The 23,286-nt window shown below is 30.2% G+C and carries 19 protein-coding genes; 13 read left to right on the top strand and 6 right to left on the bottom strand.

Translation table 4 applies throughout. The features are described 5' to 3' along the window. Positions 1-14: 14 nt before the first annotated feature. Positions 15-467 carry a hypothetical protein gene (locus tag AACL07_RS02965; protein WP_338983165.1) on the bottom strand — a complete coding sequence of 151 codons (453 nt, stop codon included), beginning with the start codon at positions 465-467 and terminating at the stop codon, positions 15-17. A gap of 149 nt (positions 468-616) precedes the next feature. Here AACL07_RS02965 and oppB point away from each other — a divergent pair, with 149 nt between their 5' ends. The 7 genes from oppB (at position 617) to eno (ending at position 11,253) form a co-directional block, all read left to right on the top strand. Further along, a complete protein-coding gene (oppB, locus tag AACL07_RS02960) occupies positions 617-1,843 on the top strand; it encodes an oligopeptide ABC transporter permease OppB (protein WP_338983163.1) in 1,227 nt (408 codons plus the stop codon). A 39-nt stretch (positions 1,844-1,882) separates the two neighbouring features. Further along, on the top strand, positions 1,883-2,986 hold the full coding sequence (gene oppC / locus AACL07_RS02955; RefSeq protein WP_338983161.1) for an oligopeptide ABC transporter permease OppC: 1,104 nt from the start codon (positions 1,883-1,885) through the stop codon (positions 2,984-2,986). 14 nt (positions 2,987-3,000) lie between these two features. Next, on the top strand, positions 3,001-4,686 hold the full coding sequence (gene oppD / locus AACL07_RS02950; RefSeq protein WP_338983158.1) for an oligopeptide ABC transporter ATP-binding protein OppD: 1,686 nt from the start codon (positions 3,001-3,003) through the stop codon (positions 4,684-4,686). 20 nt (positions 4,687-4,706) lie between these two features. After that, positions 4,707-6,920 (top strand): ATP-binding cassette domain-containing protein, encoded by a 2,214-nt coding sequence (locus AACL07_RS02945; RefSeq protein ID WP_338983156.1) that lies wholly within the window; start codon positions 4,707-4,709, stop codon positions 6,918-6,920. Between the two features lie 7 nt (positions 6,921-6,927). Further along, entirely contained in the window at positions 6,928-9,453 is a 2,526-nt protein-coding gene (locus tag AACL07_RS02940) for an ABC transporter substrate-binding protein (protein ID WP_338983154.1), read from the top strand. 153 nt (positions 9,454-9,606) lie between these two features. Next, on the top strand, positions 9,607-9,798 hold the full coding sequence (locus AACL07_RS02935; RefSeq protein WP_338983152.1) for a hypothetical protein: 192 nt from the start codon (positions 9,607-9,609) through the stop codon (positions 9,796-9,798). A 105-nt stretch (positions 9,799-9,903) separates the two neighbouring features. Continuing rightward, positions 9,904-11,253 carry a phosphopyruvate hydratase gene (eno, locus tag AACL07_RS02930; protein WP_338983150.1) on the top strand — a complete coding sequence of 450 codons (1,350 nt, stop codon included), beginning with the start codon at positions 9,904-9,906 and terminating at the stop codon, positions 11,251-11,253. A 39-nt stretch (positions 11,254-11,292) separates the two neighbouring features. On the opposite strand, the gene AACL07_RS02925 is transcribed toward eno, so the two are convergent. Continuing rightward, positions 11,293-12,231, bottom strand: coding sequence for an ABC transporter permease subunit (locus tag AACL07_RS02925; RefSeq protein ID WP_338983149.1), 939 nt, complete (start codon positions 12,229-12,231; stop codon positions 11,293-11,295). Then, positions 12,224-12,946 (bottom strand): ABC transporter ATP-binding protein, encoded by a 723-nt coding sequence (locus tag AACL07_RS02920; RefSeq protein WP_338983147.1) that lies wholly within the window; start codon positions 12,944-12,946, stop codon positions 12,224-12,226. Before AACL07_RS02920 ends, AACL07_RS02925 begins: the two co-directional genes overlap by 8 nt. Before the next feature lie 66 nt (positions 12,947-13,012). Between AACL07_RS02920 and AACL07_RS02915 the strand changes: the two genes are divergently transcribed. Then, positions 13,013-14,209: a hypothetical protein gene (locus AACL07_RS02915; protein WP_338983145.1), complete on the top strand. Its 1,197-nt coding sequence runs from the start codon at positions 13,013-13,015 to the stop codon at positions 14,207-14,209. 268 nt (positions 14,210-14,477) lie between these two features. Beyond that, the gene (locus AACL07_RS02910; protein ID WP_338983144.1) at positions 14,478-15,656 is read left to right on the top strand and encodes a DUF2130 domain-containing protein; all 1,179 of its coding nucleotides are present in this window, start codon (positions 14,478-14,480) and stop codon (positions 15,654-15,656) included. A gap of 34 nt (positions 15,657-15,690) precedes the next feature. Here the strand turns inward: AACL07_RS02910 and AACL07_RS02905 are convergent, their stop codons facing one another. From AACL07_RS02905 to AACL07_RS02895, 3 genes are all read right to left on the bottom strand, one after another. After that, positions 15,691-15,987 (bottom strand): rhodanese-like domain-containing protein, encoded by a 297-nt coding sequence (locus AACL07_RS02905; RefSeq protein ID WP_338983141.1) that lies wholly within the window; start codon positions 15,985-15,987, stop codon positions 15,691-15,693. 212 nt (positions 15,988-16,199) lie between these two features. Next, entirely contained in the window at positions 16,200-17,210 is a 1,011-nt protein-coding gene (locus AACL07_RS02900; RefSeq protein WP_338983139.1) for a hypothetical protein, read from the bottom strand. Positions 17,211-17,280: 70 nt separating this feature from the next. Next, positions 17,281-19,218: an ABC transporter ATP-binding protein gene (locus tag AACL07_RS02895; RefSeq protein ID WP_338983137.1), complete on the bottom strand. Its 1,938-nt coding sequence runs from the start codon at positions 19,216-19,218 to the stop codon at positions 17,281-17,283. 135 nt (positions 19,219-19,353) lie between these two features. Between AACL07_RS02895 and AACL07_RS02890 the strand changes: the two genes are divergently transcribed. From AACL07_RS02890 to pfkA, 4 genes are read left to right on the top strand one after another with little or no spacing between them, the layout of a single operon-like run. After that, complete coding sequence (locus AACL07_RS02890; protein ID WP_338983135.1) at positions 19,354-21,273, top strand: M13 family metallopeptidase; 1,920 nt, start codon at positions 19,354-19,356, stop codon at positions 21,271-21,273. Then, on the top strand, positions 21,248-21,724 hold the full coding sequence (ruvX, locus tag AACL07_RS02885) for a Holliday junction resolvase RuvX (RefSeq protein ID WP_338983134.1): 477 nt from the start codon (positions 21,248-21,250) through the stop codon (positions 21,722-21,724). The genes AACL07_RS02890 and ruvX overlap by 26 nt, the downstream gene beginning before the upstream one ends. Continuing rightward, positions 21,702-22,286 (top strand): hypoxanthine phosphoribosyltransferase, encoded by a 585-nt coding sequence (gene hpt, locus AACL07_RS02880; RefSeq protein WP_338983132.1) that lies wholly within the window; start codon positions 21,702-21,704, stop codon positions 22,284-22,286. The genes ruvX and hpt overlap by 23 nt, the downstream gene beginning before the upstream one ends. A gap of 34 nt (positions 22,287-22,320) precedes the next feature. After that, positions 22,321-23,286 carry a 6-phosphofructokinase gene (gene pfkA, locus AACL07_RS02875; protein WP_338983130.1) on the top strand — a complete coding sequence of 322 codons (966 nt, stop codon included), beginning with the start codon at positions 22,321-22,323 and terminating at the stop codon, positions 23,284-23,286.

The raw sequence follows: 23,286 nt of genomic DNA, 5'->3' as shown, positions 1-23,286 counted from the left end.
GAATGGGTTTGTTGTTACATTCCAAAAAAAACTATTAAAGAAGAAAGGGCAAGCACCACACCAATCACTAGGGTAATGATTCTAATTTTTCTATTTAGACCGCTATCGGCATCGTATACTTTTGAATATTTTCTTCTAGTATCATTATAGTATTCAGAAGCATGTTTGTGACTTCTTCAAGACATTATCAATCAAATGAAAATAATTAACAGACCAATAAGAAGCAAGGTATATTCAGCGTATTTAATATCACCGGCAGCCCAACATATTAAAACTATTAATCCAAACAGGATTCATGGCAAAAAAATTACAATTATTCATTCATATCAAGTAAAGAAAGAAGTTCTTTTATATTCCTTATAACCGACACTGTCTTTTGAATTTATTTCAAGTTTTTCTTGAACGACTTCGTTGTGGAACTTCAAAGCTTCCTTCTTATCCTTCTTGTATTTGTTTTCTTTTTTCATGTCGTGTTTCGTTAAAAAATATTTGCCCTTTTCCAATATATTATATACAATATAGACATAACTACTATTCAAAGCAATATCATTTTTTAAAACAAATTAATTTAATATAACAAAACAAGAGCATTTTTTTATATGCAAAAGGAGGAACTATGGAAGAAACTAGAAAAGTAATACCAGACCAAAATGAAGAGACAGCTAAGTCACGTGTTGATACTTTCATTTTAGATATTGGTGTTAATGAAAAACTAAAACCCAAGGGCGCAAGTAAGAACAAGATTAAATCTATGTTCATTTCGTCAAGAGATGCAACAGCTGAATTTAATGCTAAAAGACCGTTGTTACTATATTCATTTAAAAGAATATTCTTTTCACTTATTACGTTAGTGCTGGCTATTTCGATTATATTTTTACTACTTGTAATGGTTACTCCTGATACGACTTATGTATCTGATTTAACAGATAAGTCTCCAATCAAACCAGGTACAAACGAGTACTTCCAATTGATTGAAAATAGAAAAAAATCAGTAGGGTTAACTGGGTCTGCGTTTACACAAATTTGAAATTACTTCTATAATGTTTTGCCATTCTTTGAAAAGAAAATTCCAATCTTAGATATAAATACAGGTAACCCAAGTGGAGACTTTATTGAAACACGCGTTTTCTTTGGGGTTGTATTTACAAACTCATTTGGTCAACCTTTTATTACAAATGTAGGATCATTATTTGCGAAAGCTATTCCAATTTCATTTATGTTTGGATTCACAGCTTTAACATTGACTTATCTAATTGGAATTCCTCTTGGGATTACGGCAGCCAGATATAAAGGTAAATGAATTGACAACTTATTAAATGGTTCATCTGCAACTTTAATTTGTGTTCCGCCATTAGTAATCGTTATGTTATTGTTTATATTCTTCTCAAAATTATTGGGGGTATCAACAATTTATACTCCAGGTAATGTAGGTACATTCTTAGCACCTGTATTTGTAATTGTAATCATGTACATACCAACTGTAATTGTAGAAACAAGAAGATATATAGTTGATGAGATGACTAGTGATTACACTAAGTTTGCTGAGTCAAAAGGAATGAAACCATCACGTGTTTTTTATGTTCATATTTTTAGAAATGCAGGAATAAGAATTATTAGAACAATACCCGTGGCATTGATTGCTACATTGTTTGGTTCTTCAATATTTACTGAACAACAATGATCAATTCCGGGTATGTCTAGATTTATTGTTGGTGGAGTTGGACAAAGAGAAATCTTTGTTGTGCTTGGATACATATCAATAGCATCCTTTATGGGTATCATCACATCTTTAATCTCAGATTTAATTATGGCAATAATGGATCCACGAGTAAAACTAACTTAACAAAATATTAATTAACAAATAAAATAGGAGGACAACTTAATGAGTTTATTTGATAACGAATTGGAACTAGATCACGAAGTGATTGACGAACCGACACAAGAAGAAAATTTTAATAAAAAACAAATTGTTGAAGTTATTGACGAAAGAGTTGTCGGACTAAAACAAAAATTAGAAATAGCTCACTTAACTGAAAAAGAATTGTTTACAGTTGTGGGTGTTAATACATCACAAAGTGAAACAATAAACCCTCATGTCTATAGTTATTGAAGGTCAGTGTTTGGTTTATTGTTTAAATCAAAAATATTTATAATATGTGCGGCACTCTTTATTGCAATTGTTTTATTGGCAATAATAGTCCCGATAGGAAAAAGTGCTTGACCACTTCCAGACGATACCGAACAAGCATTTCCAAGTGACTCGAAAATACCATCACTAGATCACTGATTTGGACTTGGTGTTTATAACGAAGATTATTGAACAACGATTTGAATTGGTACAAGGACGACATTAATATTTGCATTAATAATTGCAGCAATACAAATAGTTGTTGGTTTAATAATTGGATGTATTTGAGGTTATAACAAAAAAATGGATATTGCATTCATTGAACTTACAAGGTTCTTAACCTTAATTCCAACGCTGGTATTATGATTGATTGTTATTTTATTATTTACATCATCAGATCCAAAATGAAAGAATAGTATGTTCGTTGTAATTGTGGCAGTTTCACTTACTTCATGAGTGGCGTTGGCCTCAACAATCCGTGTTCAAGTTATGTTAGTTAAAAACACAGAATACAATACTGCTTCAATGACTTTAGGATCATCTGGTAGAAAGATTGTTACTAAAAATATTCTTCCAAGAATACTTCCAGTAATTGTGCAAACCGCATCATTTTCAATACCGAATGCTATTGCAATTGATTCAACACTAAACTACTTTGGATTCTCATTTATATCAGCTGATGAACGAAAGATAACATCACTTGGTAAAATACTAAACTTGTCCCTTGCAGATAATGCATGAGAGGCTAATCCATCATTACTAATATTTCCATTAGTAATGATTGCTTTGATATCAATCGTATTCTTCTTAATTGGAAAAACATTTGCCGATTACTTAGACCCAAAAACACACAGATAAAATAGGAGGTAAATATGGATAACAAGAAAATAATTATTTCAGTTAAAGATTTAGTTGTGAACTTCAAAGTTAGAAGTTCGATACTGACATCAATCAGAAATATTAATTTAGACATCTACGAAGGTGAAACACTTGCGCTTGTTGGAGAATCTGGTTCTGGTAAATCCGTATTTACCAAAACATTTACAAACATGATTGAAAGCAACGGATGAATTGAAAAGGGTTCAATTATCTATAATCCACCAGCAGGTGGCCAAGAGTCTAAAATAAAAATGACAACAGACCTAGTTGATTTTCATAACAATATGTTAGACAGCAATATGCGTTCTTGAATTATAAGAAAGTCAAAATTAGAAATAAAAAAATTAGCAATTAGAATTGTAAATTTAAAGAAGATAAAGTCGAAAGAACTAACGGATAAAATTTATAAATTAAAACAAGTTATCAAAATCATTGAAGAGCGTCAAACATTTGATTCTTCAAACAGAGATGTAATGAAGCTAAAAGAACTCAGAACAGAGTTAAAAATGCACGAGTTTTGATATAGGGTTTCGACTGATAATGATTTCAAACAAAAACACATTGTGTTAGCTGAAGATAAAATTCTGAAACTAAAAAACCAATTAGTAAGATTTGGATATATTTCATATAGCGACAAAAAAGTAATTGCTAAATTTATTAAATTAGTTAAAGAACAATACAAAAACAAAAAAGCGTTTAGTGAAATCGAAATTCAAGAATTTAAACAATACTTTTTACGCGTTGATTTAAAACCAATAGAAGTAAAGTTGAAAAAAATATTTGAAGATTCAGTTATTAATTCAAACCCAATTGATGAAGAACTATATAAGACGGTAGTTTACAATTGAAAATTTATGAAGCACTCAAGTTTCAGAAGAAAAATGACTACAAAAAAAGCAATCACTAATTTACGTGGTGCTACAATTGCAACCATTTTCCAAGATCCTATGACCTCACTAAACCCATTGCTTACAGTTGGATATCAAATTTCAGAGGTATTAATTAAGCATAGGGGAATGAATCGTTCTGAAGCTAAAAAAGAAGCAATCGAGTTACTGACTAAAGTTGGTATTAAAGAGGCTGAGAAGAGATATAACGACGTTCCTGGTAAGTATTCAGGTGGAATGAGACAGAGAGTAGTAATAGCGATTGCACTTGCGTGTCGTCCAAATATATTATTATGTGACGAACCAACAACCGCTCTTGACGTTACTATCCAAGCACAAATATTAAAACTAATTAAAGATTTACAAAAAGAGTACAAGTTTACAATCATATTTATCACTCATGATTTAGGTGTTGTTGCAAACATAGCTGATCGTGTGGCTGTTATGTACTCGGGGCAAATTGTTGAATATGGAACATTAGATGAAGTCTATATGTCACCACAACATCCATATACTTGAGCATTACTTTCATCACTTCCTCAACTAGGGGAAAAAGGTGAAGATTTATATTCAATATCTGGAACACCACCAAGTTTATTTAAAAAAATAAAAGGTGATCCATTTGCACCACGTAACCCATATGCATTATTAATTGATTACAAACAAGAACCACCAATGTTCAAAGTGACTGAAACACATTATGCTAAAACATGATTGTTAGATCCAAGAGCACCAAAGGTTGATAAACCAAAACAAATAGCAGACTTAAAGAAATCATTTACAAAAGACTAATTTAAAAGGAGGTGAGATTTATGAGCAAAACAATAATATCAGTTAGAGATATGGTCGTTGAATTTAGAAACAAATCTAAAAAATTCAGAGCACTAAAAGGTGTCAATGTTGACATTGATGAAGGACAAACTTTTGCAATCGTAGGGGAATCTGGTTCTGGTAAAACTACATTCGGCCGTGCCGTAATGGGTATAAACCAAATTCATTCTGGTTCAGTATTTTTCGACGACAAACTTGTTTTTGGAAAACCGCTTAACTTACATAAATCAAACCTTCAAATTTTAGAATATTTAAAATCAATGGAAATTGACGCAACTCAAACTGCAAAGATTTTAAATAATTATATTGATGCAGTTAAGGTGGCATACTTCCTTTATGTTAAAAATCAAAAAGTAGATTTAGTAACTAAAGACTTAACTGATTTAGATACACCAAAAATTGAAATCACAGACAGAAAACAATTAGTTAATGAAAAATCAGATAAGGTATTTCATAAAGTTGAAATATGACAAAAGGAAATTGTTAAGTCACTATTAGAAATAATTAGAGTTCAACAATCTACAATTAGATTTTTAGATCATGTTGATAAGTATGCTAAAGAATTAACACCAGAAATGTTTAACGTTATTAGGACTAAAGCTAGAAACACACATGTTTTAGTAAGAGAAGTAAAAACAGAGGCAAACAAAATATATCTAAATGTAGCCAATGTAAACAACATAAGAAATAATTACCTAGCTGAAAAAATTGAACTTGAAGAATTCTTTGATCAACTAATAACTGAACTACAAAAATCAGCTGTTGCTCAAAATCAATTACAAGATTCGATTCAAAGTATCTTGTGATCACAAGAACAAAATATTGCACTTACTTCTAAGGCAAAAGAAAGAGCTAAATATTTAGAAAAATATAAATCACTTGTAAATATTAAAAGAAGTCAATTTGTAGCTACAATTACAAAATATATTGAAAGTGTTAAGCAAAATAAAGAAGGTATAAACCCAGATTATTTAGAAGATGCACAAAGATTGCTATCAACAATATGATCTGAAAAAACTGTAAACATTGATGCAATGAAAGGTTATATTGACGCATACGAATTAAAGACGCCAGAATTACTTGATGGATTTATTAGTCAGTTATTTAATTCAGATGTTGAAGATGAATTGAAAAAATTTAATACTGACATTGTTAAGCAAAATGTCCAAGATGATAAATGACTATCTGAGTTAAAAGAAAAAATAAATTATGTTGATAACTTGTTAATAGAAGACCAAATTGAAGATAGAGAAACGATTGAACTTGTTTATAAAATAAACGGTTGAGAATATAGTGTGTCTGACGAAATGATTAAAGACTATAGACAATTAATTAAATTGCTAAGTCTTGAACCGTTGGATACAATTATAAAAAATTTAGACATTTTAAAGCCGCTAAATAGAGCTGGTATTCATGAAAACAAAAAAGTAATGCAAATGATTTTTCAAGATCCTGCAGCATCACTTAATGATAGATTACCAATAATAGAAATAATTTCCGAAGGGTTATACAACTATCCAGAACTATATAAAAATGATGAAGCAAGACAATTGTACTTTGACAAATATAATGAAAAAAATCCAGATAAACCAATTAAATCAATAACTCGTGTTAATGATGAAAGTGTAAGACGTTTTATAATTGAAAATTCAATTGAAGCTGTGGGCTTACTACCAGAGCACTTATCAAGATATCCACATGAATTTTCAGGTGGGCAAAGACAAAGAATTGGAATTGCTCGCGCACTTGTTATGAGACCAAAACTAATAATAGCTGATGAACCAATCTCTGCATTAGACGTTTCAATTCGTGCCCAAGTTTTAAACTTGTTTAAAAAATTCCAAGATGATTTAAAAATAACTTATATCTTTATTGCGCATGACTTATCAATAGTTAGACATGTAGCAGATACTATAGCGGTTATATATCGTGGACAAATTGTAGAAATGGGACCAGCAGAGGAGTTATTCTTAAATCCTTTACACCCATATACAAGAGCGTTGCTATCTGCAATTCCTCACCCAAACCCAAATAAAAAAGACTTTGATTTTATAATTTATGATGAAGAAAAAGAACATCCAGACTATTTAACGGATTTCCCAAACTTCAAACAAATTAAACCAGGTCACTATGTTTGATCAAATAGACGTGAACAAACAGAAATTACAAAAAAATTAATCGATTCAAAAAAATAGGAGAACTATGAAAAAATTAGTCATTAGCTTAGCATCAATAATGGGAATTTCATTAAGCACAACTGCGATTGTGTCTTGTGGAATAACTTTTGACGTGCTTCTAAAAAGAAAAGTAGATACTAATGAATTTAAAGGATATTTCCAATTCAACCCAAACTCACTTGTATCAGCTAAAACAATGCAAGCGCAAGACTTTGAATTAATATCAGATTTAAATGTACCATTGGTTTCAGTTGATCAATTTGGAAGAACAATCGGTGAATTGGCTGTTAAGTTTAATCCAGCATTTGGAGATAATGAAGGAGACATTTCTGTTGGTGCAAATGGACTTGACAAAACTCATCCAGATTCTGATAACTGAACGTACTTGCTAAATCAAAATGCTAAATGAACAAACTCAAGTCTACAAGAAAAAGGCGCAATAAGAGGTACAGATTTCTTAAATATATTTTTATATATTCTTCACCCAAATACAGCAAGTGAAACAAAATCATTTTGATCATCATATATAAATGGTGCAGATGAAATAATTCAATTTGTAAACGGGAACGACAAAGAAGAAGAATCTACCGCAAAGGAAAAAAGGTTTGAATCAGTTTACAAAATGATTAAAACCGAATCAGCCGATGGCACATTTGATGGAATGGACGGGAAAGGTTTGAACATCGAAGGTAAAGAGTACAAGTTAGGAATCAAAATTGGTAAAGTTGGTGACATTGAAGAAATAGATGATGAACACCCAGGAATGGGAATGGAATTAATTTCAAACAAATCAGATTACATTACTTGATATGGTCCTGATGGAATTGAAATGCCATTCTTTGATTCGCTAATGAGTTATGCATCATTTGCACCCATTCCGGATCAAGCAGTTGATATAAGCAACACTAAATATTCATTTAGTAATTATATGACAACTGAGAACTTTAAAGAAAGTGGTTTATTTTCTGGGCCATTTGTACTAAAAAATTTACAACTATCTCAATCTGTTGAATATGCCAGAAATCCAGATTATGTTAACCTTGAAGATATCAAATTCGCTAAAATGGTAAAGACATATAAATCAAAAGCAACAGACGGTGAACTAAGAACATCATTTGAAGCTGGGGATTTAAGTGAATTAAAACTAAGACCAACAGACCCTCAAGGATGAAGTAAATATGTTGGATCAGACCCATTAAATAACCCAACATTTGATAGTGTAGTTGTTGAGAAATCAAGAAACTATGCATCATATGGTATGTATATGAACGCAATAAATGCAGACCTATGAAAAACAAATAAGTCAAAAGCAGAACTTAATACACGTGTGTTATCGTCAAGTTTAATACGTCAATATATAATGACAACCGTTCAAAAATCTTGAATGTCAAAATACTTTTCAAGTGCGTTTGATTCAGGTGAAAGACATAAATCTGAAACTTCAATAAATACATTGACTCCATTCGATTTTGCAAAAGACGATGACGGAGTTGATTACTATAAGTATTTAGCAGAGGCATTATCGGAGTCAGGCGATGAAACTGAAGTAAATGCAATATTCGAAGATTTGAAACCTGGAAATGATTTCTTTTCAAAATACGACAATGCGGAAAACGAAGAGGATAAGAAGGCTCCAATTGGTTATGAATTGATCCGTGGAAAGGATGATGAAGAATTTATAAATAAAGTAAAAAATGAATTAATTAAAATCAATCCTACAAATGAAAAAATTGTATTAAGCCATTTAACAAATGGTGCTCAAGCAAACACACAAAATATATATATACAAAATATGATTGATATTTTTAATAGAGATGCAAAAGACGAAGGTATAAATATAAGTATTAAACAAGATCAAACAAATGATGAATCAGAATTTAGATCAAAACGCACCAACGCACAATATGATATTGTTGTTACTGGGTGATCTCCTGATTACGCTGACCCTGTATCATTTTTAAAAAGTCAATCACTTGATGGTGACTTGGTAAATTACTTTGGTGCACACAGAATGATTGACTCCGCTAAGGTTGGAGACATCTTGAAGCCACACCAAGGAGATCCAAGTTTCTTATGGACGTATGATGCTTTAGAAGCTAAAGGTCTATTGGATAAAACTGGAGTCTATGTCCCAATTGATTCAAAAACTAAGGATTCAATTGCTACATTCATTAATGATTATGTCGAATATACAAATTTAGTTAATGTAAGTTCAACAGAGGGTGATTTAAGTAAAAGGTATACTGAATTTGCTAAAGCAGAAAAAAAACTTTTAATTGAAAAGGCATTCATGATTCCGATTTATGACCCATGAGTTTTACCGTCAGTCAAAATGACATTCGTAAATCCGTATCATTATTCAAATGTTGGATATGGTACAAGTCAATATGTTCATAGAGGTTGAGAGATTTTACCTCAGATGCCACCTAGAGCTCAAATAAACAAAATCAAAAAAGCATATGATAAATATAACGATGATGATGAACGTCCAAATTCTGGATTATGTTTAACAAAATATGACAAAGATTTAGATGAATTTGATTGTAAATAGATACCAACAGGTATCTATTTTTATTTATTTAAAACTTTGTATAAATGTTAAAAAACAATTTAATCAATTTAAAGTAAAAGTGTTGATTTTTTTTTTTTTTTTGTTGTTAAAGTAATGTTGTAAATCGTAGTCTTAATAAAAAAGGAGATAAATATGTTGGATAGAGATTTGTACTTGGGTCAAAAAAAATCAATTGAGAAAGCTCAAAGAAATTTGGAAAATGATATCAACTTTATTAAAGTTCAAAAATCAAAACTTAAAATAGTGCTTCAAAGAAAAAAAGAAGAATTAAAAGTTATACGTAAAAACTTAAAATTATTAAAAAGAAAATATAGGTCTAAATAATAATTAAAAGCAAAATAAAAGTTATTCTAATAAACACTAATAGTATAAATAGGTTATAAATAATGTTAAAATTATCTTGTAAACATTTATATAGGAGAAATAAAGATGTCAAAAATTATTAGTATCGTCGCATCAGAAGTTCTAGATTCACGTGGTTTCCCAACTGTTCAAGTTGATGTAACTACAGAATTTGGTGGATTTGGTTCAGCTAAAGTTCCTTCAGGAGCTTCAACTGGAATTAGAGAAGCACTAGAATTGAGAGATGGTGACAAAAACCGTTTCAATGGAAAAGGTGTATTAAAAGCAGTTGAAAATGCAAACAAAAAAATTGCACCAATTATTATTGGGATGGAAGTTACAAACCAAATCGCAATTGATAAAGCAATGATCAAATTAGATGGAACAGAATTCAAGAAAAACTTAGGAGCTAACGCAATCCTAGGAGTTTCTCTTGCAGTTGCAAAAGCAGCAGCAAGCGAATTAGAAATGCCTCTATACAGATACATTGGTGGAACAAACGCAAGACGTTTACCAGTACCAATGTTAAACGTTATTAATGGTGGAGAACACGCTGACTCAGCAATAGACTTCCAAGAATTCATGATTATGCCAGTAGGTGCACCATCATTCAAAGAATCATTAAGATGAGCTTCAGAAGTATTCCAAGCATTAAAAAAATTATTACATGACAAAAATGATATTACAGCTGTTGGAGACGAAGGTGGATTTGCTCCAAACTTCGAATGAGCTTACAAAGAACAAACACTTGAAGCTTTTAAAGCACATACACCAGTTGAAGTAGCGTTAGACTTATTAGTTGAAGCTATTACAAAAGCAGGATACAAACCAGGACGTGACGGAATCATGATCGCTATGGATGCTGCTAACTCAGAACTATTTATCGATGGTAAATACCACTTCAAAAAAATTGAAAAAATAACAGGTAAAGATTGATCATTAACATCTGATGAAATGGTAGATTTCTTAGATATGTTAACTAAAAAATACCCAATTATTTCAATCGAAGATGGATTAGCTGAAGGTGACTGAGAAGGATTCATCAAACAAACTGCAAAAACTGGTAAAACAGTACAAATTGTTGGTGATGACTTATTTGTTACAAACCCAAAAATTACTGCTGAAGGAATCGAAAGACATGCCGCAAACTCAGTATTAATTAAACTAAACCAAATTGGTACTTTAACAGAAACAATCGAAACAATTCAAATGGCTCAAAAAGCTGGATGAACTGCAGTTACTTCACACCGTTCAGGTGAAACTGAAGATTCAACAATTGCTGACTTAGCGGTTGCTCTAAACACAGGACAAATTAAAACAGGTTCAATGTCAAGATCTGATAGAATCGCAAAATACAACCGTTTACTAGAAATCGAAAGAGAACTAGGAGATGCAGCTATTTACGATGGATTAAAATCTTTCTACAACATTGACTAATAAAATTATTTAAAAAAATACCCTTGGGTATTTTTTTGTTTATATCCTTAAATCTTTGATATTGAAAATTAGTATTGATGAAGTTGTTAGGGAAATGCTACCGACTATAGTGATAAAAGGTGTTATTATCGTTCAAAATAAGTTACTTATTTTTAATGGTGCAACCATAGTTTGTGAATCTTTTATTCTAAATAAAACTGTAGGAACAAGGTTTTCGCGATCATCAAATTGTAATATCTGAACATATAGTGACTGAATTGAAAAATATTTAACATATTTCATTCAACTGTAAAAGGGTTGATCCTTAGCTGTGCCGTGTTCGCTATAGGAAACCATTATTCAAATAAAATTTATTATTGATGTCGCTAAAATAAATAACGTAATGAATAAGGCAATTGATAGGAACAGTCCACTTTGATTGATAAAAATCATACCAATCAAAACATATATTGTAGATATGAATAAATTAAAAAATATAAAAAGAAATCCACTTGCAATAATGTGCCCAATATATAAATTTGCGTCATTGGCTGTTGAACCAATGACAACAACAAATAATCAAGAAGGGATGAAGACGATAATTAAAATTGAGAATATATTAAATATTTTACTCAAAAGGATAGATGTTTTTGACATTCCAAGAGTCATTCATAAAGTTATTTGACCAGTTCTCATTTCCTTTAAAAAAGTGTTGAAAACTAATATTAATGTTATTATTGAAAAAAATATAAATCCAAAAATACCTCAAATATATGAAATGGATTCACCCATACCGTTATTCAAATACTTTTTGCCATCTCCGTCCAGTGTCAAATTGGGAGCGATAAATAATCCCGATCTACCGCCAATGTTCATCCCTTGTGTGACTAATATTGTTAAGAGCAATCAAATCAGTCCAAAGCACAGTGTAAGTACTCAATTAATCTTTTGATGGTACTTTATTGATTTACCTATTTTTTTGTAAAAATCATTACTCATACAAGTGGTTCTCCTTTTTGTATACTTCTCTAAATTTTCTTTCAACGTCCTCTATTGATTTTCCGTGCATATCGAACTCTTTAATTAATCGTCCTTCTTTTATAATCCCGACCTTATCACAAAGTTTTGAAATCTCCATAAATATGTGCGAGCAAATCAAAACTGTTGTTCGATATTCGATTTTAAGCATGTAAATCATGTCATTGAATTGCTCTTGCATTACGGGATCCAAGCCACTTGTGGGTTCATCAAAAACTATAAATTTTGGTTTACACATAACAGCGGAAATTAAGGCAATCTTTTGCTTCATACCTTTAGACATTTTCCTAATTTTTTTATTAACATTTAAGTCAAAATGTTTAATCAGTTTCTCAACAAAATTTCAATCGTCATTATCCTTGTTTTTCATTTTAAAATCATAAACAATTTTTAGGTATTCAATACCTTTCAACTCATTATGCAATGAAACTTCACCAGGGACGTAACCAGTAAAACTGGTAATTTTATCAATATTATTAAATGGAATGATACCATTAACAGTAATCTCTCCGAACTCTGGTTTAACAAATCCCATAACTTGTCTAATCAGAGTTGTTTTTCCAGCTCCGTTAGGACCAATAATTCCGTAAATTTGACCACTTTTTACCTCCAAATTTATATCAAAGTTTCCAGCATTGTCGCCATAATTTTTGGTAATATTTTTTATTTTTAACATAAAATTCCCCTTGATTTTCCATAATAATAACATAAAATAAAATTATAAAAATAAGGAAATAAAGTTATGAAAAAACTAATAACAATTTTAGGTTTGATTAGCGTTGCGACAGCCATGGGGTCGTCATCAGTGCTATCAGCACCTATAACTAACGTAAAAGATAGTAATGTTAAAAATGCATCAAATAACAAAGGTCTTATTAAACAAACTTACAGTTCTGAGGATGTTTCTAGACAGGACATCACTGATTGAATATACAGTCCAAAGGATGTGTATGTGGATTCAATTGATTTAGATGATTTATCAAATAAACTAAAAAAAACAGATGTGAACTTATATCAAGTTGATTTAGAGGATGAAAAAGCTGTTGTTGAATTTGTTATCAAAAAAATAATATTTAATAACAAGTCTGTAGCGAAAGAACTAACACAAGTTATGAAAAATTACATGTCAAATGAAGATGATTGGGTAGTTTTGATACCTCAAATACCGGGAGAAAATTCAACATCAGAGGGTACTTTAGACATGTTATATCTTGGAGAATCAGAACAGTTCACTGGTACATTGAGCGCTGATGTTAAGTTGCTAAATGAAAATGAGGTGATCAAACCAAATATATCAACTGTGCTGGAAAATACAGATTTAGGGGTGGTCGTTAACTTAGATAGTGTTGCATTAAAAGATCAAATAATTGAATTAAACCCTAAATTAACGCATGATGATTTTGAAATAATTAGACACTATGATTACTTAGTTGTAAATGCAAATGAAGAAGGAAAATACGAAGGAACAATTAAAGTATCGATAGTATTTAATGCGTTAAAAGATGGCGCATTTGAAACATTAGTTGTTAGAGCGGACGCATATAATTCTACTCAAGATGATGATGATTCGGCGTCAATGATAATTCCAGCCACTTTAGGTAAAGATGAGTTTTTAAAAAAATACTCAACACTTGAATTCTTTTATGCTGGTAAGTCATGAAACAATGGTAACAATCCTCCAAATGATATGAATAAAAAACATACAATTTCAATTTTAGAAAATAGTTCAAAAAATTTATACAAGCATAATTATGATGGTGCTGTTAATTGAATGCATTCTCAAGGAAACATGAAAGTAGAATGATCAAAAGATGAGGAAAATAACGATATCTTGGTAATCTCAATGACGGTTAAGGTAGAAGTATATGCAAGTGCATGAAACGCAATGTGAGCAAGGGCAGAAGCTTCTGGAAGAATGGAAAAAATGAACATCATTTAAAATAAAAACACCAAAAAAACAGGAAAAAATAATGCTACACGACTTAATGGGGTGTAGTTTTTATTTTATTTTAATATCTATTAATAAATCTTTTGTTGTTTATAATATAGGTACCGTTTAAATTCGGAGTTTAGCAATGCAATAAATTGATTGTGTATTTAGTACAAATAAGATTCTTATATTAGCGACTAAACTAAAAATAGATTAAGTTATAACAATACATTTAAGTAGGTGTATTTTTTTGCTTATTCAAATCCAAGGAGGAATAATGAATAAAAACATGCTGACATGTCCCAAATGTGGTCAAGACATATCTATATCAGATCTATTTGAGCACAATACTGAAGCTTACAACAAAATGTTCCAATCAAAGAATGAAGAGTACATAAAGAGCGAAATTAAAAAACGTAGTAATGATTTTGAAGAAAAATTAAACACTGAACTGAGGTTAAATAAATTTGAACTTGAAAGTGAATTTTCTAAAAAACAAAAAGCACTTGAAGATGACTTAAAACAAAAAAATGAAAAAATTATTAGTTCACTTCAAATGGAAAAACAAACTCTTGAAATAAAAGTTAGATCATTGAGTGAAGATAAAGAAAAAGATTTTGAAATAAAAATAATGAAAATTGAAAGTGAATGAAATTCAAAACTTGCTAAATTAGAAACATCAAAAGAAAAAGAACTACTAGAAACAAAAGCTGAATTAATCAAAAACCACTCTAAAGAAGTTGAAGAATTAAAAATCGCAAATGCTACAAATAAATTAATTCACGTTAAGACAAAAGGTGAAAACTTCGAAACTGAAGTTGAACTTGAATTAATTAAAGTTTTCGGAAGAGATGATGAAATTAAAAAAATCACAATGGGTGATACAAAAGCCGATTTCTTACAAGTTGTCAAAAAAGACAAAGTCGAAATTGGAAAAATTGTATACGAAGTTAAAAATGCAGAATGAAAAGATTCTTGGTTATCTAAACTAAGTGAAGATATAGCAAAACAAAAAGCTAAGTACGGAATCTTAATTGCAGTATCTGCAAAAGCTCCGTTTTACAAACATCCTGATTTTGATAATATTTGAATTTCAGATGCAACAAGTTTTTCATTTGTGGGTCAAATAATTAGACAAATTATAGAAGTAGAAAGAAGATACTTTGTATTAGAAAAAAACCTTCTAGACAAAAAAGGGACCGAAAGATTATTAGTTGACCTACAAAAGACTAGGGGCGAATTGGTTGAGTTTATGGAAACAAAACTACCAGCAATTGTTAAAGATGTAAAAAAACAATTAGACAACTATGACAAAGTTAAATATTCTTTGTTGAAAAATGCAAATGCAATTGAACAAGGAAACGAAAAAATAAAGAGAAAGATTTTTGGATCACTTATTAAAGAGTTAGAAAAAGTAAGTCAAATCAACTTAGTTGTAGAAGAAGAAATTAACTAGTAAAAACAGTAACTTATTAAGTTGCTGTTTTTTATTAGAAGTTTGTCAAGCCACCTTTTAGTGATACTGCATTAATATAACCCATATCTCTTGTCATAACTGCAGCCATCATACTACGACTTCCTGATGCGCAAACTAAAACAATTGTTTTAGTTTTGTCTTTTCCAACAACACTCTCTATTTTGCTAATTAGGTGTGGAAGAGGGATGTTTGTGGCTCCGTCTATCATTTCAATCATTGAAACTTCACCTGGTGTTCTCACATCTATTATTATTGATTCGTTCTTGATTTTGTTAAATTCATCAAGTGTTATTTCGTAGTTGTTTTTCATCGTATGTTCCTTATGAATATAGTTATATTTTACACAATAAGAAAATAGCCACCTATATGAAATAAAATTGACAAAAATATAAACTTAAATTAAAATGTTAATCGCATCCCAATCAAGATTAAGTTTATTTTACGGTTAGCTCTCAAACTTGTTTATTATATTTTTAAAAATATATCAATAATAATCCTATTTTTGTTATTTAATTTTCTAATTTACTTTAATTTATTTACATGTTTGTATCAATTTTTACCATTCACAACTAACAATGATTCAGATTGAAGAACTATTGGCATAAGCTTTACATCGTTAAAGTTAAATGAATTTAATACTTCCAAATTCTGAATATTATGTTCAATTCTCGAAGTTGTTAGTATGCTTAGTGTTAATTTATCTCCAGAAGTTGTTAACGGTATTTTTTTTGCAATATCTCACATTTCTTTAGTAATAGTAGGTGGAATGATTATTTTCAAAAAGAATGGCATTTCGTTGGCTTCAAATGTTTTCTTATGACCATTGATATCAAAATACATTTTGTGTATTGGGATATTGACACAATTATTGTTCCCATGTCATGGTTTTAAATCTGGAATTGTCGCTCAATTTCACTTAAACATTCTTGTATTGGTTGGACTAATAGATCAGTCTTTTTTTCAACTATAAAAGCAATTTTGTCACTTATCTTTTTCAAATTCACTTTTAGTGAATTTTTCATCTTCAAATTCTTTTCTTAAGAAAATGTAGTCTAATGTTTTTTGTACATCAACAACTTTATAATTTCTTTTTTCCTTTACGTTTTTAATTGGTATTTCATTTCCACTTAACTCAATAGTTGGAATGAACTCATTTTTTACAACTTCACCAGTAATGTATTTTATCTCTGGCTCTGACAACATTTTGACTAGTTGTTCAATACTAATTGCATCGATTAAATCTTTTGGCTCAAATAATTTGCGCTCTGATGCACAACCAAATTTATGCGAATCAGAAGGTAGTCTTGAAAGTTCGAATTGATTTCTATGCTTTGTTCAATCTTTTACAACTACATCACAACCACACTCAATGCCTTTAACAATTGATGCACAAGTTATAGAGGGAGAAGAAGAGTTTCTACTTTTATAAACATTGTGTATCCATTGTTGTTCTTCAATATTTGTAGTTTCATAGTAATTGTCAAAATACTTTACCCCACTTGCGGAGTTACATTTAATTTTTCAATATATCATATTCACCTCGTAAGTATTTTAATGTAAATTGTTGTAAAAAAAAGTAGAACATAATAAGTTCTACTTTTTGCTAGTCCATTAATCCAGCTTTATATAATTTTTGGAAATGACCAGGTTTATTCTTTAATTCATTGAATGTACCTATTTGAACAACTCCGCCACCATTAGCACCAAGTACTATGATTTGATCTGCATTTTTAATTGTAGATAATCTGTGGGCAATTGACACAGTTGTGCGACCAACCATTAGATCTTCAAGTTTCGCTTGAATCTCTTTTTCAACAACATTATCTAATGCAGAAGTAGCTTCGTCAAGAATTAATAATTGAGGGTCTTTTAAAAACATACGAGCAATAACTAGTCTTTGTTTTTGACCACCTGATAACATGAATCCACGTTCACCAAGAACAGTTTCATAACCATGTGTTCAACCAGATACGAGTTCATGTAAGTCAGCTTTTTTACATGCTTCAATAACTTCATCATTAGTTGCATCAAATCTACCGTATTTAACATTGTCATAAACATCACCATAAAGAATTTGTGGTTCTTGTTCAACGTATCCAACATGATCTAAATATGTTGATAACTTAACATCTTTTAAATCAACGTTTTCATTAATTAATATTTGTCCTTCAGTGGGGTCATAAAAACGTAATAACATTCTAGCAATTGTTGATTTACCAGATCCAGTTTCTCCAACAAAGGCATATGATTTTCCTTGTTTAAATGTAAAGTTAAATTTTGGTAAAATTGTTTTTTCCGGTTTTTCTGGATATGCAAATAACACATCTTTGAAATTGATATTACCAAATATTTTATCAACTTCGATTCCATCGAAGTAATGCATATCCATAATTGAAGGAGCTTCTATTGTGTTGTTAACGCGAATTGAGGCAACTGATGCTTGCGCAATTCCCATTACTAACATAACAACTTGAAATAGGGCACCAACCATTGTTCCTTGTGCCATTTGAAATGAAGCAAAGTCTGTTGTAAAGAATCCAACTGCTTCTGGACTATCGTGATAAAGAATCATAGCCATTGCAACTGTCATAAGTTGTAGTAATGAAATACCACCAAATAATATAACAACCATTACAGCTTGAACTTTTGCCATTTTTTTAGTTTCTTTATAATAGTCTTTGTGGACTTCTTTAAATCTTTCTGTTTCATATTGTTCTGTACCAGATGATTTAACTAATCTAACGTTGTTGATTCTATCAATAACATTTCCATTAATTTCAGTAATAACGGTACGAACTTTTGTGATAAGTTTTTTAGAGAACCCAAATGCAATCATCATTGCAAATAGGATAACTAAGAATACAACGAGTATTGATGCAGCCATTATTGGTTGGAATACAAACATCAAAATCATTGCAGCTGTAATTGTTAATATTGAACTCAATATTGTTGAAGGAATAGTGGCTGCTTGATCTCCAACTATTTGTGTATCGGAAACTATTTTTGTTAATAGCTCACCAATTTTTTTATCTGAGTAATATGAAATATCTTGTTTTACCAATGCTTCAAGAGCACGATTTCTTAAATCAATTTCAATTCTTTTACCCATTGTTACACCAATGTATTGTGTACCAAATTGAATAAACATATTTCCAAAAACAATTCCAACTGCAATAGATAGTGAAACCCATCATTCTAAACCTCAGTATCCTGAAGCCGGCATTGCGGGGTTTATATCAACCATAATTGCTTTAATCATTTGTTGAGTAAGTATCGGTAACATAATTGTAACTGCCGCAGAAAAGGCAGTTAAGAATAGAAATAGTAAACCTAGTTTTCATTCTTTTTTATAGTATTTAATAATTATTGAAAGGAACGTTCCTTTTTCATTAATTCATTTTTGTTCTTTTGCTATTAATTTTTCAACTTCAATATCGTATTGTTCTTGACTCAATAATTCTTCGTTTAACTTTGAATCTAAAAGTATTTTTTCAATCGCGATATCACCATTTTTAAATTTCAATTTATTTTCTCTTGACATAATTTCTCCTTAATAATTTATATGTATCAAAATTATATATTAATGTACCAAAATTACTTGTTTAATTACACTTGGACACATTCATTTATCGCTTAATTTATATATAATAGTATTAATTAAAACAAAGGTGGACCTATGAAAACAAAACCAACAATACAAAATGATTTTTATGGACATGTAAATCATGAATGACTAACTACAACTACAATACCAACAGGATACTCATCATGGGGTTCTTTTCATATTTTAGCTAAAGAAGCTAAAGATAATATTGGTTTGATAATTGATGAAATGATTGCAAATAAAGAAAGTTTTAAAAAAGGTAGTGACGAAATAAAGGTTGCTAACTTATACAATAACTTTTTAAACTTTGATGCAAGAAACGAACTTGGTTTAAACCCAATCAAACATATATTAGAGATTCCAAAAATGTATAAATCAGTTAAAGACTTAACTGATTTAACAATTAAGTTAAGAGAAGAATTCGAAGGAACTTTCTTTGGATTTGGAGTAGACCAAGATCTTAAAAATTCTAAAATGAATATATTATATATTTCAACAATGGGATTAGGTTTAGGAACTCGTGATTATTACAATGATGAAACTCCAGACGGATTAAACATTAAAAAAGAATACTACATTTACTTGGGTAAACTTTTGAAAATGATAAACCCAACAGTTGATGAAGTATCAATTAAAACTAGAGTTCAAAATATTTATAATTTTGAACACACAATGGCACAAGCTATTAAAACACCCGTAGAAAGTAGGGATGTTGAAAAACAATATAATCCAGTAACTGTTGAAGACTTAAATAAATTATGTCCGATCTTTGATTGAAATAAATTCTTCAAATCATCTGGATTAGATGTTGCGAAGAAAATTGTTTTATCACAACCAAAGTTTTTAGAAGAGTTAAATAAAGTATTGCCAACAATAAGCGAAGAAGTAATAGTTGACTTAATGCAAATAGATATTCTTTCAGGTTTTTCAAATTCACTACATGAAGAGTTATGACAAATCGGGTTTGACTTCGGAAAAGTATTTAGTGGAGTTAAAGAACCTAAACCATTACGTGAAAGAGCAATTGCTAAAGTTGAAGGAAACCTTGGTGAAATATTAGGTATGAAATATGTTGAAAAACATTTTTCTGATTCAGCAAAACAAGACGTGATTGATATGATTCATAAAATGTTGGATGTATATAAAGAACGCATTTCAAAACTAGAATGAATGGGTGAAGAAACAAAGAAAAAAGCTCTTCATAAATTAGATAACTATACTCTAAAAATTGGTTATCCAGATAAATGAGAAGACTATAGTGATGTTGTTATCAAATCATACGAAGAAGGTTCAAACCTAGTAGAAAACTCATATTCACTTGCAAGACACTTTAGAAAAATTTCAATGAAAGAATTGAAAACAGGTAAAGTGGACGAAAGCAAATGATATATGAATCCTCAAGAAGTTAATGCATATTACAATCCCCCAGAAAACTGTATAGCTTTCCCAGCGGCAATATTACAAGCTCCATTTTATGATTACAATGCTCCATTGGCTACAAACCTTGGTGGTATTGGAGCCGTTATAGGTCATGAAATAATTCATGGATTTGATGATGAAGGTTCTAAATTTGATTCAGATGGAAATTTAAATGATTGATGAACAAAAGAAGACAGAAAAAAATTTGAAATAATAACAAAAAAACTATCTGATCAATATTCAACCTATAAAGTTGAGGGTCTAAATGTTAAAGGCGATTTAACACTTGGTGAAAACATTGCTGACCTAGGTGGTGTTGTAGCGACTCTACAAATTCTAAAAAATGAAAAACCAGAAGATATGGATTTATATTTTAGATCATTTGCAAATGTTGAAAAATCCATTAAGACACCAGAGGTATCAAAGTATTTAATAAACGTTGACCCACATTCACCAAGTGAATTTCGTGTTAATGGAGTTCTGGTAAATGTTGATGAGTTTCATGAACATTACAAATTAAAAGAAGGTGATGATATGTTTAAATCACTTGAAGATAGAATTAGGATTTGATAGTATGCCAAAGTACATGGCATTAGATTTAGGATCAAAAACAATTGGAATTGCTACAAGTCAAGGAATAATTGTCACACCAGATAAAACAGTTTATTTCACAAGAGAGAATTATTTAGAAGGTGTTTTAAAACTTAAAAAAGAAATTGAAGATATTAAACCCGAAGTTCTTGTTGTTGGATATCCCTACAACATGGATGGAACAACAGGTCCAAGAATTGAAATGGTTGAATTAATTATAAATTTAATTCTTGAACACACAAATATAAAAGAAGATCAAATCAAACGTGTTGATGAAAGAATGACAACACGTATGGCAAATGATATTATGACTGAACTTGGAATTAGCAAGGACAAGCGCAAACAAAAGAAAGACACAATGGCTGCTGTCTTGATTTTAGAAACACATTTAGAAGAGGAAAAGAAACAACATGGAAAAGCACCCGTTAATTAAAAATATCTTATATACAAAAGAAGAACTGCAAGTAGTTATTAAAAAAGTCGCAGATGAGTTAAACACTTATTATTCAAAACAAAAAATGAAAGAACAAACTCTTGTCATTATTGGTGTACTAAAAAGTGTTGTTCCTTTTATGGCTGAACTAGTTCAACATATTAAGTTTGAATGTATTACTGAATATATGTTGGTATCTTCTTATTTAGGAAAAACAAAAGCATCTTCAACACCAAAGATGTTATTGGATATCAATATTTCTATCGAAGACAGACATGTATTGATTGTTGAAGATATTTTAGAATCAGGGTCAACTTTAAAATATATTAAAAGTTATTTAGGATTAAGAAATCCCAAAGAAATAAAAACAGTTACATTAGTTGATAGAGTAAATAATTCAAAAAGAGATAAATCAATTACAACTGACTTTACAGCAATCAAAATGACAACAGATGATTTCTTAGTAGGATTTGGATTTGACTTGGATGAGAGATTAAGGAACTTACCATATCTTGGTGGAGTTGATCTTGAATTATATGAAGATTGAAAATGAGACAAATAAGAGATATAATTAATAGTATATAAGGAATAACACAATGAAAAATATAGCAGTTTTAACAAGTGGTGGTGATGCACCAGGAATGAATGCGGCTGTTGCTGCAGTTATAAAAACAGCGATAGCTAATAAAATACAACCCTGAGTTGTTCAAGATGGATACAAAGGTTTAGTAACAAATCAAATTAAAAAAGTTGATATTAAATTTGCAGATTCAATTGTAAACAGAGGTGGAACAGTTATTGGTTCTGCAAGGTTGCCAGAATTTAAAGAAGAATCAGTTAGAAAAGAAGCTGTTAAAAATTTAAAAAAATTAAACATCGAAGCATTAGTAGTTATTGGTGGAGATGGAAGTTATCAAGGTGCTGAAAAGTTATCTAAAATGGGAATCAACTGTATTGGTCTTCCTGGAACAATTGATAACGATATTGTTTCATCAGATTTAACAATTGGATTTGACACTGCGCTAAATACAGTTGTAAATTCAATTGATGCAATTAGAGAAACTGCTGATTCACACAATCGTTGTATTGTTGTTGAAATAATGGGAAACAATTGTGGAGACTTAACACTATATGGTGCAACAGCCACTGGTGCTGAAGTAATGTCTACAAAAGAATCACCATTAACTAAAGAACAAATTATTGCAGAAGTTTCTGCTTTAAGAAAAAAGAATCACAGAAGTGTAATTGTAGCTCTTGCAGAAAAACAATATAACGCAGAAGAATTAGCAAAAGAAATCATGGAAAAAACTGGATATGATTCAAGACACACAGTTTTAGGACACATCCAAAGAGGTGGTAAGCCAACAGCTATGGAAAGATATTGAGCAACAAGATTTGGAATTTATGCTGTTGAACAATTGTTAGATGGAAAATCAGCATTGTACATTGGGATAGATGGAAACAAATTAGTTGGTAGAGATATTGAATCAACACTAAACGCTGCTAAAGTAGATAAATCAAAAGAATACGAAACAATCAGAAAGATAAATAAAGGTATATAA

The sequence above is a fragment of the Spiroplasma endosymbiont of Othius punctulatus genome (genome assembly GCF_964019505.1).
GTDB lineage: Bacteria > Bacillota_I > Bacilli_A > Mycoplasmatales > Mycoplasmataceae > TIUS-1.
This window is presented reverse-complemented; position numbering and strand designations above follow the sequence as displayed.